Raw genomic sequence first — 12,743 nt, forward strand, 5'->3', positions numbered from 1 at the left:
TGGCAGTTGCTCAGGCGAGACCTGTCGCTGCTGGTCTGAGTGAGTATCGGGTGAACCCCTTCAAGGGCAATGGCCCTGAGTTGATTGTCCGTGCCACCTGATTAACTTCTCTTTAAGGAGAGGTCAGCACTCATGAAATTATTGGACAAGGTATCTCCTGGTCAGGTATTGCTGCATGACTTTCTTAAACCTTATGGATTGTCCCAGTCTCAACTCGCACGTCATATCGATGTGCCCGCCCGTCGAATTAATGAGATTGTTCACGGTAAGCGAGCCATCACGCCTGACACAGCCCTGCGTTTGGCAAGAGCCTTTGGAATGACTCCCCGATTTTGGTTGAACCTCCAGGCACGATTTGACCTGGATAAGCAGTCAGAAATTCTCAATGAGACCTTAGATCGAATTGAGCTTCTTCCTGCCGTGCAGGAGCAGCTTCGCGCCTAGGTTATTTCTCTGGCTTGATCTTGACAGTGTTCAAGATAAGCCCTGCACCATTGCGCATAATGAGCTTGGTGTCTGGAGCAATCTTGGACAACAGGGGATAGACCGCCGTGGCCAGCATCATGCCAATCGCCATGGCAAAGAAGGTCATTGCTGCCGTGTTAGCAACATCGCTGAGGTTCTTTGCCGATTCCAATTCTCCTGTGATGGCAATGAAACCGGTGGAACCGGGAACAATGAGCCAGAACGTGGGCAAGAAGATAGCCAAATCCCCGGGGCCACCACCCAAGCGAGCATTAATGGCCCAGGACGTGATCAGACCAACTGCGGTGGCAATTCCTGCAGACAGTGCAACGCCGAGACTGGGGACAGCCAGTACCGAAATTCCAAAACTCACCATCATGACGAACAAGCTGGGGAGCCACAGTCGCACTGGAGTGCAGAAATAGAGGAACGTGCCTATTCCATAGAGGGCTGCACCAGCCCACGCGACCCATACGGGGGTCAATGTGGCGGTGACATCTTCTAATCGAGTGGCGGGGATGCCGCTCACGGCAATAGCCAACGCGCCACCAAATGCCATGCTGCCCAAAATCATCAAGGCATACATCAGTCTGGATGCGCCAGAAATCATGTAGCCGCTGACGAGTTCGATAATTCCAGATGTCAGGGTTGCCCCTGGCAGTAACACCACAATCAACATGGCCACCATGCGAACAGGGTCTGGCTTGTCGAGAAATATGGACAAACCGGCAATCATCAGGCCAGCAACAAACGTCGCCATGAGGGGTAATAACGCAGCAAAACGTGGGCTTCTGCTGAGTGTGAGAACCATCATCCCCACAATCAGACCCAACACAGTCACTGCCAGAAGGGCCGGAAGATCCAGCCGGAAGGCAGCGCCAAAGCCCAATGCAGATAATGCATAACCTATGACTCGCAACCAAGAAGGGTAAATCGGTTTTTTGGTTGCAATGGCACGCAGACTCTCGGCCACATCGTGGGCATCTTCTTTGTTGTGACGAGCCTGCGCCATGACCGACTGCACCTGCGTCATTTGGTCGAAGCGGTAGCTGGTCTTCACTGAGCGCATCTGAGGAACGCCGTGCTTCTTGGTCTCGGTGAGCACCAAGGTGGGTAAGAGAACAATCTCTGCATCTGCGTCATAGGCTGCGGCCAGTCCGCGTAGCACTTCCTCTGCCTGGGGGGCGGGGTAGGTGGAGCTCACCATGGCAGCTGCCGCTTCGGTTAGCATGTCTGTCACATCAGAACGTGTGGCAGGTGCTGGTGTTTGCTCAGTCATAACTCCACGGTAACAAACTCCTTCCGCAACCTAGACTTGGGACTTCAGGGCACTTTCTGGGCCCACTTGGGAGTTCTCATGGAATACACCGGCAAAACCACACTCATTACGGGTGCAAGTTCAGGCATTGGCGTTCACTTCGCAGAAGGCTTTGCTGCCCGCGGCAGCAACCTTGTTCTCGTTGCACGTCGCAAGGAACTCCTTGCTGATCTTGCTGCGAAGTTGACCAAGAACTACGGCGTCACGGTGGATGTCATCACCGAAGACCTCAGCGTTCCAGGTTCTGGGGCGGCACTTGCGAAGAAAGTTTCCAAGAAGCACACCGTTGATGTGCTGGTGAACAACGCTGGTTTTGGAACCAACAACCGCTTCGTGAACGAAGACCGAGAACGTATTGCTCAGGAAATTCAGCTCAATGTGGGCACTCTTGTTGATCTCACCGCAGCTTTCTTGCCTGCCATGGTGGAGCGCAACAGTGGCGTTGTGGTGAACATTGCTAGCACGGCGTCGTTCCAGCCCGTTCCTGGCATGGCTGTCTATGGCGCCACCAAAGCTTTTGTTCGTTCCTTCACTGAGGCAGTGTGGGGAGAGCTTCGTGGAACGAACGTGCGTGTTCTCGCGGTGAATCCCGGTGCAACCGAGTCCGAGTTCTTCCTTGTTGCGGGAGGAAAGTCCCCGGGCAAGCCCATGCCAGCAACGGCAGTAGTGGAAACCATGTTTGCCGCACTGGATGCGTCCTCTTCGACTCCCTCTGTTGTAGTGGGGGGTGTGAATAAGATGTCTTCATCACTGGTGAAGTTCTTCCCCAAGAAGACCGTGATCAAATTGGTGGGCACCATGTTCATGCCCAAGGAAGGCAAGTAATGCAGCACAACTTCCTCTACTCGGTAGAGCGCGAATACACGCAGCCCATGTCCCGCATCTGGGAGGCCTGGACTGATGCTGCTCAGCTTGAGGCCTGGTATCACCCCACCGTCCTGGCAAACGTTCCTGGTTCCTCGGTTTCTGAACCTCACGTGGGCGGAGCCTGGGCTATTGCCGTGGATGTGCCTGAAGCAGGCTTTCAGTCCTGCTTCTGGGGCACTTACACCGCAATAAAACCCGGCAAACTCATCGAGCACACCATGTTCTACTCCCAGGACCCTTCCGAGTTTGCGGATAAAGATCTCTCTGGTGAATTCGCCAAGATTGTGGTCGACTTTGAAGAGCGTCCCACCGGAACCTGGGTGAAGTTCAGCCAGTACGGTGAACTCCCCGAAGAGCACATCCCTCTCGCGAAAGCAGGAATGGACAGTTACTTCCAGTCGCTCGCTGACTACCTGGGCTAACTAGCCCAGCAACGCCTTCATCTGCTTGTAAATCAGAGCTGCGGCCTTCTCCGGCATCAAGCGGGTGAGCTTGTCCATGGTCTTGGCATCTGAACCGATGAAGACTTTGTAGGAGTTCTTCTCTATGGCACCAATGATGGTGCTCGCTGCCACGTTCACTGAGGTCATCTTGAACTTGTTGCCTTCATGTGCGTCCATGTCTGCGGGCATGGCCATGCCTGAGTTCTGGGCAATGTTGGTCTCAATCGCGCCGGGATAAATCGCGGTGACGTGAACTTTGGTGTCCATGAGTTCAGAGTGCAGACCTTCGGTCAGCAGTTTCACTGCTGCCTTGGTGGCACCGTAGATGGTCTGGCCAGGAACAGGGGCATAGCCGCCCATGCTGGAGACGTTGGCGATGTAACCCTCAGGTCGTTTGAGGAGCTCAGGCAAGAAAGCCTTCACGGTGTTGATGGTGCCATAAAGGTTCACGTTGATGACGCGTTCAATGGCATCGAACTCGAGATCGTTGACTCGAACAAATGGCTGAATGATTCCTGCCACATTCACCAGAGCATCAACCTGACCGTGCTTGGTGATCACTGCCTTTGGCAGTGCCATCACCTTGGCTCGGTCGGTGATGTTGAGGGTGTGGGTGGAGAGCTTGGCACCCTTGCCGGCAAGCTTGGCTGTTTCCTTCAAGCCGTCAGCATTGAGGTCTACGGCAGCGACCGTGGCGCCCTTTGCGAGGAGTTGGAGTACGAGTTCACGAGCGATGCCGTTACCGCCACCGGTGACGACGAATACTTTGCCTGCGATGTCCATGATGTGTTCCTTGTCTGGATGATCTACCTCATCCACTTTCAGTATCCTCTTGCCCGCTGAGTGCCACCTATGTTTTTGGACCGCTCAGCGGTCGAAATGAGCATTTCTCCTGTGTAAGGACCCTGCTAAATGCTCTGTTCGCAGTATTCTGGAGATACCCAAGGAACAGGAGTCATCATGGGTTTCACCGCATTTATGTCATCGACCTTCGGTCGCTGGGCTCGCATCGTTGTGGGGCTCGTTCTCGTCATCGCTGCTCTCACCTGGGGTCCCATTGGCGCCATCTTCTTCTTTATCGGCCTCATGCTCATTTCAGCTGGTGCTTCTGACACCTGCTACTTCGCGCCACTCTTTGGTCGCGGATTTAACGGCAACGACAACCGCCGCTAACGAAAACCTCAAGAAAGCCTCCCAAGTAATTAGGAGGCTTTCTTCTTTAACTTCAGTTTCAGTACTCTGTTGTTCATGACTGAAAAAGTTCAAGGCCCCGCTTCCTACTTCCCCTCAATCGAGAAGAAGTATGGTCAACCCATTGAACACTGGATGAGCCAGCTTGATGCTGTGAAAGATCAGAAGCACATGGATCAGGTGAACTATCTCAAAACCGAACACGGCATGGGTCACGGTCACGCCAATGCGATAGTTGCTGTTTATCGCGTGAACAACGGTCTCTAATGTCAACGGCTGAAATTGACGCCTATATCGCGGCGCAACCAGAGCCTCAGCGCTCCTCACTCGAGCACTTACGCAAACAGATCTTGACTGTCATTCCTGACGCAGAGCAGTGCATTTCTTATGCCATGCCAGGTTTCCGGGTGAACGGCAAAGTAGTTGCTGGCTTTGCTTCCTATAAGAAACACATCGGCTATTACCCTCACTCAGGCCAAGTCTTTGGGGTCATGATGGATGACTTAGCAGGCTATGTCGTCTCTGAAAAGGGTGGTGGCGTGCAGTTCCCCATTGATAAGGCTGTTCCTGACGCAGTGATTGAGAAGCTCATTGCTGTGCGGATGAAACAGGCTTTCCCTCACGCCTAGGGAACGTGAATAATCCCTGTTGTGGGGTCATCCGGCAATTCTTCCGGCTTGAAGTGCTTGTCAGCGACTGCCTGCCACTGAATGCGGCGTTCACGCCAGCTAAAGAAGAACACTTTGAAGAACTCTTCAATAGTTCGGCCAATGAATAGGCCATAGATGCCCAGGGGTGTGAAGAAGGCTAAGGCAATAGTGATGGGAACGCCCACCAGGAACGGTGCAATGAAGTCGCCAATAACCACGCCCTTCACATCATCTCCGCTGGGAAGAATGGCGGCTCCCAGAAGAGCAATGCGCACCTTGACGAACTGAATGGTGGCATTGAGCAAGATGGCAAAGGTGACCGGGATGAGCACTGCGGGGCCAACCTTGGGAAAGAGCGTGGGAACAGCAAAGGCACTGCCGGCAAAGAGAACACCAAACGCGATGCCGGTATAGACACCCACGCGCTTGATCTTGGCAATCCAGGCCTGAGCCAGGGTGCCGTCGCCGGCACCCACGGCACGGCCAGCCAGTGCGGTGACCGCGCTCATCAGGCCCAAGCTGGCGACGAAGAAGACAGCTTCCAGAGAGCCAAAGATCTGCAGGACAGCTAAGGCATCGTTGCTTATTTGCTGGGCAATGATGTTGTAAATGAAGTTGCCCGAGGTCCAGAAAATCGTGGTGAGGGCCAGGGGTATACCCAACACAAACAGGGGAACCAAGACCAGCTTCCAGCTGACCCAGTTGCCCGGGGTTTCCCATCCAGCAATGCGATAGAGGCCGTAGGTTTGGTAGGCCATCACGGCGGCTTTGATGATGCAAATAATGAGCGTTGCCCAGGCTGCGCCCACGATCCCCATCGCAGGAATGCCAAACCATCCAAACACCAAGATGATGGCGATGGGGGTGTTGAGCACCGTGGTGATGATGGTCGCCACCATGGGGGAGCGGGCATGGTCTGCTGAGCGCAGAATGCCACTGAAAATTTCAGCGAGCACAGCAAAAGGCAGACTCAACGAGAGCACTGCCATGTAGATGGGGCCTTCTTTGAGCACATCGTCAGATGCGCCACAAGCCCGGAGTATCTCCGCGGGAAAGAACACCAACGGAATCGCAACGAGGCAGGAAATAACAAATCCCACAATCAGCGCCGAAGACACAACAGTGTTGAGTTCTTTCTCGCGCTTGGCGCCATAAGCACGTGCAACCAAAATGGCAGCACTTGCACCTAGGGCGCCCAAGGTGAAGGTGGGAATCAGATTCAGGCTGTTCACCAAGCCGACAGAAGCAACTGCAACGGCACCGAGAGCACCCACCACAATCTGGTTGATGAAGTTCAGTAGCAGGATGAAGACAAACTCCAGGCTGACCGGAATCGCGATATTCGCGATTTCCCGTCCTGGAGTTGCTGCTACTGGTGTCGACATAACTTGCCAAGCTTATTCCCGGCAGACACACAACTGGCAGGCATACACTCAAAGGCATGACCGAAGAACAGCCCTATACCGTCCTCAAGAACTACGACGGGTTTGAGCTGCGCCACTACCCGGACTACGTCCTGGTTCAGGTTGATGTCACCGGCGACTTTATGCGCGCAGGCAACGTGGCCTTTGGCCCACTCGTGAGCTACATTTCTGGCAATAACGTGGTGGGTAAGAAGATCGCCATGACAGCGCCGGTATTACAGGAAACTCGTGGTGAAGAAACCCACACGGTGTCCTTTGTCCTTCCTGCCGGGATGACTATTGCGGATGTTCCCTTTCCTTCCAATGCTCGCGTCTCCACCAAACACGTGGCAGCCCACGAAGCGGCGGTGATGAAGTTTGGTGGTGGCTGGAACGGAGACCGTTTTCAAGAAAACGGTGACATTCTTCAGAAGAAAGTCCACGAGGCAGGCCTCACCGCGGTGGGCAATGTCTACTACGCCCGCTTTGATCCACCGTGGAAACCATGGTTCCTCAAGCGCAATGAAGTTCTCATTGCCCTTGCTCCTGGGCAGGTTTAACGCTCTAGGCTAGTCACCATGCCTAAGCCATATAGCCTCCAAGTTTCCGAAGACATCAACGCTCCTATCGACACTGTCTTCGATGTTCTCAACGACCTCAACCAGCTTGAAGCATGGTCACCATTTAGTGCCATGGACCCCAGCCTGGTCAGCACCATCTCCACCCCAGCATCTGGTGTGGGCTCGGTGTATTCCTGGAAGGGCAAGCGCATTGGCTCAGGCTCGATGACCATGACCGTGTGCACCAAGCCCTACAAAATTGCCTTCGACATGGACTTCAACGGCAAGGACAAGGCACTCAGTGAATACCTCATCACCGAAACTGACGGTGTGACCACCGTGACCTGGTTCCTTGGTGGCGAGCGCGGCTTTGGCGGTCAGCTGATGAACGCATTGTTCAAGTTCGACAAGATGATGGCCAAGAACTTCGCGGATGGTCTCGGCTCACTCAAGAAGCTCATCGAAGCTCAGGGTAAGTAACTTAATTCGCCAATCCGCTGACGATGGAAACAGCGTCAGCTAGAGCTGCTGCTGCAGTACTGAGTTCTTCAGCAGTGGTGCTGTGGCTCAAGCTGAAGCGCACCGAGGTTTGTGCCACGTCAGCCTCAACCCCACAAGCAATGAGCACGTGAGAGGGGTCATCACTGCCTGCTGCGCAGGCAGAACCACTCGAGACAATCACTCCGCGCTGCTCGAGTTCTAACAGCAGGGTTTCTCCATTGAGCCCGGCGAAAGTGAAGCTCGCAATGGCGGGGTGGCGGTCAGTGGGGTTGCCGGTGAGTTGTGCTTCGGGGATTGAGCTGAGCACCTGAGAGATGAACGCATCTCGGAGTGCACTCACACGAGCGCTTTCAGATGAAACTTCGGGCAGGCTGTCGATAGCAGTGGCGAGTGCAACTGCCCAAGCCACGTTTTCGGTTCCCGAACGGCGACCGAATTCTTGGCCGCCCCCGTGGAGCAACGGCTCCACGGCCAGGCGTCCACGAATGTAGGTCACGCCAGAACCCTTGGGGGCGCCGAGCTTATGGCCAGAAATGGTGAGCGCATCAACGCCGGCAACGACTGAGCCGTTCTTGCCCACGCGCAGATCGAACCATCCAGCTGCCTGCACGGCATCGGTGTGCACGAGAGCACCCACGGCATGTGTTGCTTGGATGATCTGGGGAAGCGGATGTGTGGTGCCGATCTCGTTGTTAGCCAGCATGAGTGTGACGAGGGTGGTGTCGGAGCGCAGTGCCTTTCCCAGCTCAGCCAGGTCGATGTTTCCCTGGTGGTCCACGTTCAGCCACGTAATCTCAAAGCCATGCACGCGCTCGAGGTAATCCAGTGTTTCAAGTACAGCTTCGTGTTCGGTCTTCGCAGAGATGATGTGTTTGCCGCGAAGATTAGCCAGTGCCAGGCCAGTAATGGCGAGGTTGTCACCTTCTGTGCCACCGGAAGTGAAGACGAGGTCACTGGCGGGGCAGTCCAGCCAATTAGCTATGCGTGAGCGCGCACTTTCCAAAGCTGTCTTGGCACGTAAACCCAGCTCATGCGTGCTCGAAGGATTACCAAACTCTGCCGTAAGCCAGGGCCATGCTGCTTCCAACGCTGCAGGAACCACGGGAGTGGTTGCGGCGTTGTCGAGATAAATCATGAGGAACTCTTAGGCATCAATCGTGACGTCGAGGCCAAGGTCGAGGGCGCGGGCTGAGTGTGTCAGTGCACCAACAGAGATCACGTCCACGCCGGTCTCCGCAATGGCACGCACGGTGTTCAGGTTCACGCCACCACTTGCTTCGACCACGGCACGGCCCGCAACCTGGGCAACACCGGTCTTGAGGTCTTCCACGGAGAAGTTATCCAGCATGATGATGTCCACCCCACCGGCAATGACGGGTTCAATCTGGTCCAGGCGGTCTACCTCCACCTCAAACTTCACACCATCTGGAAGTTCACTCTTTACGCGAAGGAGTTCCGTTGTGAGATCTTTGCCACCTGCCAACAACACAGCCAGGTGGTTGTCTTTGGCCATGAAAGCGGTGGAGAGGTTGAGGCGATGGTTTGTTCCGCCACCGCACACAACCGCGTGACGTTCAAATGCGCGCAGGTTGGGGGTGGTCTTGCGGGTATCCAAGATGGTGGCACCGGTTCCCTTAATGGCGTCCACATAGACCGCCGTCAAGGTTGCAATGCCACTCATGCGCTGGGTGAAGTTCAACCCAATGCGTTCTGCCGTGAGAATGCCTCGGGCAGGACCAGAAACACGGGCGAGCTCGTCGCCAGGAACAAAACGGTCTCCATCTTTCTTGAGGAGTTCCACCTGAATACGAGGATCGGTTAGACGGAAGGCTGCTTCAAAGACCTCGGCACCAGAGAACGTACCTGGTTCACGCGCAGCCAGCACGGCGGTTGCGGTGGCATCCTCGGTGATGGCCAGCAGAGAAGTGATGTCCCCAGTGGGGGCATCTTCGTGCAGGGCCTCAGCAACAACCCGGTCGATGGTTTCTTGATCCAACATGGTTACGCCTTTCGAACCAGCGTGATGGGGCGAGCTTTCGCCGGGTCAGTGTCGGGGAAGTCGAGACGGTAGTGGCCACCGCGGGATTCTTCGCGGGCCAGAGCAGCTTCGGTGACCGTGCGAGCAAGGAGAAGCAGGTTGGCATCTTCCCAGTCGGGGAAGAGGCGGTGGGCAGGATCCGCTGGGCACCAGGAGTGCAACTGGTTCAGGGCACTCTCGAGCTCAGTTTTGGTGCGAGCCAGACCCACGTTGTCCCACATCAATGTCTGCAGTTCCACGCGGTCGACGACCTGGGCCGTTGAGGTGTGATCAGGTTCAAGAAGTTCGAGTTCAGCCAGGGGTGCAGCGTTTGTCCACCGCACACTCGGTGCATCAGTCGGCCATGGTTCGCCCAGTGCGCGAACAGCGCGGTGAGCAAAGACGATGCTCTCGAGCAGAGAGTTTGAGGCCAAGCGGTTAGCGCCATGAGCACCCGTGCAGGCAACCTCGCCCACGGCATAGAGTCCCGGGATAGAGGTGCGACCAAAGGTGTCGGTGGCAATGCCACCCATCCAATAGTGCGCGGCAGGTGTGACAGGAATGGGGTCGCGTCCCCAGTTCAAACCATAAGAGCGGCAGGCCTTAGTAATACTGGGGAAGCGTTGAGCTAGGAAGTCACTGCCCAAAGCAGTGGCATCCAGGAGCACAGGCTGGCCTCCCTGCTCAATCATGGTGCGCTGAATGCCTCGGGCCACGACATCGCGAGGCGCTAACTCTGCCAAAGGGTGGATCTTCTGCATGAAGCGCTCGCCGTTGGCGTCGATCAAGACTGCACCTTCACCACGGACTGCTTCAGAGATCAGAAACGAACCAGGAACAGCCAAAGCAGTGGGGTGGAATTGGTAAAACTCAACATCTGCCAACTCGGCACCTGCGCGGAACGCTGCGGCAACGCCGTCACCGGTAGTGACAGCAGGGTTGGTGGTGTGGCGATAGAGCTGACCGGCACCACCGCTGGCCAAGATGACCGCATCGGCAGCAATGAACTGCATGCCGTCGGCGTCCAATACCTGAACTCCCGTGACGTGATTGTTGTCAACCACAATGTCGGCGACAAAGGTGTATTCCCGGATCTCGGTGGCGGTGCGGCGCACCGTCTCAACGAGGGCATTACTGGTCACAGCACCGGTGGCGTCGCCACCAGCATGCAAAATGCGTGCGTGGGAGTGGGCTGCTTCTAAGCCCATGGCGAAGTCTGCGCCCGTGCGGTCGAACTCAACACCGAAGTTCACCAGGTCGTTAATGCGACCTGGACCTTCGGTGCAGAGAACCTCGACCGCGGGTTCCCAGCACATTCCTGCGCCGGCAAACATGGTGTCGGCGACGTGTTCAGCGATGGTGTCATCGGTGGAGACCACGGCGGCAATGCCGCCCTGGGCATAGTGAGTGTTGCTTTCGGCAAGGTTGGCCTTAGTCACGAGGATGACCTCGTGATGACGGCTCGCCTCAGCTGCTGCGATCAGTCCTGCGACGCCGCTGCCAATAACAACAATTTTCGACATGGATTAGTTTGCTGGCTTGGCGGCCAACATCCTTTCCAGGGCTACGCGTGCTGGTTCAGCAACAGACTCATCTACCGTGATCTGGTTGACTACTTCTCCGGCCACGAGGCGCTCAAGCACCCAGGCGAGGTAGCCAGGGTGGATGCGATACATCGTGGAGCAGGGGCAGACCACAGGGTCGAGGCAGAAGATAGTGTGCTCGGGGTGCTGAGCAGCCAGGCGCTGCACCATATTGATCTCTGTGCCAATGGCAAAGGTGGTGGGCTCGGTGGCTGCTTCCACGGCCTTGCGGATGTAGTCGGTGGAACCGTATTCATCTGAGGCATCCACAACAGCCATAGGGCTTTCGGGGTGAACAATCACGCGCACGCCGGGATATTCCGCACGGGCCTTCTCGATCTGTTCAACTGTGAAGCGCTTGTGAACTGAGCAGAAACCATTCCAGAGAATGACCTTGGCATCATTCAAGTCATCTGCAGTGTTGCCACCAAGCGGCTTGCGTCCCCACCACAGAGGCATCTGCTCAACGGGGATACCCATGGCCTTGGCGGTGTTGCGGCCTAAGTGCTGGTCGGGGAAGAACAGCACACGCTGACCGCGTTCAAAAGCCCACTCCAGCACGGTTGCTGCGTTAGAGGACGTGCAGACAATACCTCCGTGCTCACCGCAGAATCCCTTGAGAGCTGCAGAGGAGTTCATGTAGGTCACAGGGATTACAGGGACACGTCCCTGCTCATCAGGCTCGGTGCCATAGAGTTCCTCGAGCTGTTCCCAGCACTGAGTGACGGAGTCAATGTCAGCCATATCTGCCATGGAGCAGCCAGCTGCCAGGTTAGGCAGGATGACCTTCTGGTTGTCGTTGGAGAGAATGTCTGCGGTCTCGGCCATGAAGTGAACACCACAGAACACGATGGCTTCAGCTTCGGGGCGACCCTTAGCTGCAACAGCCAGCTGGAAGGAGTCGCCGAGGTAGTCGGCGTGCTGCACGATCTCATCACGCTGGTAGAAGTGACCCAAGATCACGACCTTGTCGCCGAGCGTCTCTTTAGCTGCGCGGATACGTGCGTGCAGCTCGTCGTTGGTCGCAGTCTTGTATTCCTCGGGCAAGCCTCCTTGTAAGGGAGAACCGGTGGGAATGACATCGCCCATCGAAGCACCGGGGCCATAGCCTGGGGTGCCCTTGTCGAATTCCCACGGACCCTTGGCTAGCGAAGGGGAGCAGGTGCTCTCGTCGCTCTTGCCAGCGGCAATGAGCTGGATGCGGTCGTTGACCGAGGCGGTCGGGTTCATCAGTTATCTCCTCGGGTGGAGGCCAGCGTGCGGGGTGCACTCAGGCGTGAGAGCGGACCTTCGTCCGTGAGGTCAATGGAGGTGTTGTAGCGATAGAGCTGGGGTGGGCGGTGTGGTGTGCCCGCGAGGCGCTCGCCGGTGGCGACCACGGTGCCAGAGGCTTCCACCATGCGGCGGAAGTTGCCGGGGTCTACTGGTTTGCGCAGGACCACTTCATACACTTCGCGGAGTTGAGCGAGGGTGAAGGTCTCACCCAAGAAGCCGTGGGCAATTCGTGAGTACTCGAGTTTGGTGCGCAAGCGCCAGAGTGCGTAGTCCACGATCAGGTTGTGATCGAAAGCAAGTTCAGGCAAATCATCTGCTGCAAACCATTGCACGTTTTCGCTCTGGATAGCACGGTCTGCTTCGTCACCGGCAACAAGTGCCCAATAGACGATGGAGACAACACGGTCATCAGGGGAGCGGTCGAGTTGACCGAATGCATAGAGCTGCTCAAGGTAGCGAGGCTCTAGGGC

The 12,743-nt window shown here is 56.1% G+C and carries 16 protein-coding genes; 8 read left to right on the plus strand and 8 right to left on the minus strand.

Features of this window, described 5'->3' with window-relative positions:
* The first annotated feature begins 132 nt into the window (after positions 1 to 132).
* Positions 133 to 444, plus strand: coding sequence for a HigA family addiction module antitoxin (locus tag RR877_RS08365; protein ID WP_332619172.1), 312 nt, complete (start codon positions 133 to 135; stop codon positions 442 to 444).
* Position 445: 1 nt separating this feature from the next.
* On the opposite strand, the gene RR877_RS08370 is transcribed toward RR877_RS08365, so the two are convergent.
* Entirely contained in the window at positions 446 to 1,744 is a 1,299-nt protein-coding gene (locus tag RR877_RS08370) for a threonine/serine exporter family protein (RefSeq protein WP_332619173.1), read from the minus strand.
* 78 nt (positions 1,745 to 1,822) lie between these two features.
* Between RR877_RS08370 and RR877_RS08375 the strand changes: the two genes are divergently transcribed.
* Positions 1,823 to 2,608 (plus strand): SDR family oxidoreductase, encoded by a 786-nt coding sequence (locus tag RR877_RS08375; protein WP_332627913.1) that lies wholly within the window; start codon positions 1,823 to 1,825, stop codon positions 2,606 to 2,608.
* Positions 2,608 to 3,072, plus strand: coding sequence for an SRPBCC domain-containing protein (locus RR877_RS08380; RefSeq protein ID WP_332627914.1), 465 nt, complete (start codon positions 2,608 to 2,610; stop codon positions 3,070 to 3,072). Before RR877_RS08375 ends, RR877_RS08380 begins: the two co-directional genes overlap by 1 nt.
* Here RR877_RS08380 and RR877_RS08385 read toward each other — a convergent pair whose 3' ends face one another.
* A complete protein-coding gene (locus tag RR877_RS08385; RefSeq protein WP_332627915.1) occupies positions 3,073 to 3,912 on the minus strand; it encodes an SDR family oxidoreductase in 840 nt (279 codons plus the stop codon). It lies immediately after the preceding gene.
* Between the two features lie 93 nt (positions 3,913 to 4,005).
* On the opposite strand from RR877_RS08385, the gene RR877_RS08390 reads away from it, so the two are divergent.
* The 3 genes from RR877_RS08390 to RR877_RS08400 all read left to right on the plus strand — a co-directional run bounded on the left by RR877_RS08390 (position 4,006) and on the right by RR877_RS08400 (position 4,913).
* Complete coding sequence (locus tag RR877_RS08390; RefSeq protein WP_277495209.1) at positions 4,006 to 4,266, plus strand: hypothetical protein; 261 nt, start codon at positions 4,006 to 4,008, stop codon at positions 4,264 to 4,266.
* Positions 4,267 to 4,341: 75 nt separating this feature from the next.
* Complete coding sequence (locus RR877_RS08395) at positions 4,342 to 4,551, plus strand: DUF4287 domain-containing protein (protein WP_332551162.1); 210 nt, start codon at positions 4,342 to 4,344, stop codon at positions 4,549 to 4,551.
* Positions 4,551 to 4,913, plus strand: a complete 363-nt coding sequence (locus RR877_RS08400) for a DUF1801 domain-containing protein (protein ID WP_332551163.1) — start codon at positions 4,551 to 4,553, stop codon at positions 4,911 to 4,913. Before RR877_RS08395 ends, RR877_RS08400 begins: the two co-directional genes overlap by 1 nt.
* On the opposite strand, the gene RR877_RS08405 is transcribed toward RR877_RS08400, so the two are convergent.
* Positions 4,910 to 6,319, minus strand: coding sequence for an MATE family efflux transporter (locus RR877_RS08405; protein WP_332627916.1), 1,410 nt, complete (start codon positions 6,317 to 6,319; stop codon positions 4,910 to 4,912). The genes RR877_RS08400 and RR877_RS08405 overlap by 4 nt on opposite strands.
* Positions 6,320 to 6,375: 56 nt before the next feature.
* On the opposite strand from RR877_RS08405, the gene RR877_RS08410 reads away from it, so the two are divergent.
* Complete coding sequence (locus RR877_RS08410) at positions 6,376 to 6,897, plus strand: heme-binding protein (protein ID WP_332551164.1); 522 nt, start codon at positions 6,376 to 6,378, stop codon at positions 6,895 to 6,897.
* Positions 6,898 to 6,915: 18 nt separating this feature from the next.
* A complete protein-coding gene (locus RR877_RS08415; protein WP_110234039.1) occupies positions 6,916 to 7,377 on the plus strand; it encodes an SRPBCC family protein in 462 nt (153 codons plus the stop codon).
* Position 7,378: 1 nt separating this feature from the next.
* Here RR877_RS08415 and RR877_RS08420 read toward each other — a convergent pair whose 3' ends face one another.
* The 5 genes from RR877_RS08420 to RR877_RS08440 form a co-directional block, all read right to left on the minus strand.
* Complete coding sequence (locus RR877_RS08420; protein WP_332627918.1) at positions 7,379 to 8,533, minus strand: cysteine desulfurase family protein; 1,155 nt, start codon at positions 8,531 to 8,533, stop codon at positions 7,379 to 7,381.
* Positions 8,534 to 8,542: 9 nt separating this feature from the next.
* Positions 8,543 to 9,397, minus strand: a complete 855-nt coding sequence (gene nadC, locus RR877_RS08425) for a carboxylating nicotinate-nucleotide diphosphorylase (RefSeq protein WP_332619132.1) — start codon at positions 9,395 to 9,397, stop codon at positions 8,543 to 8,545.
* A gap of 2 nt (positions 9,398 to 9,399) precedes the next feature.
* On the minus strand, positions 9,400 to 10,938 hold the full coding sequence (gene nadB / locus RR877_RS08430; protein WP_332619131.1) for an L-aspartate oxidase: 1,539 nt from the start codon (positions 10,936 to 10,938) through the stop codon (positions 9,400 to 9,402).
* A gap of 3 nt (positions 10,939 to 10,941) precedes the next feature.
* Entirely contained in the window at positions 10,942 to 12,228 is a 1,287-nt protein-coding gene (nadA, locus tag RR877_RS08435; RefSeq protein WP_280796425.1) for a quinolinate synthase NadA, read from the minus strand.
* Positions 12,228 to 12,743, minus strand: a 516-nt coding sequence (locus tag RR877_RS08440) for an NUDIX hydrolase (protein ID WP_332627920.1), incomplete at its 5' end; no start/stop codon positions are given. The genes nadA and RR877_RS08440, both read right to left, overlap by 1 nt.

The organism is Aurantimicrobium sp., assembly GCF_036667855.1.
Lineage (GTDB): Bacteria > Actinomycetota > Actinomycetes > Actinomycetales > Microbacteriaceae > Aurantimicrobium.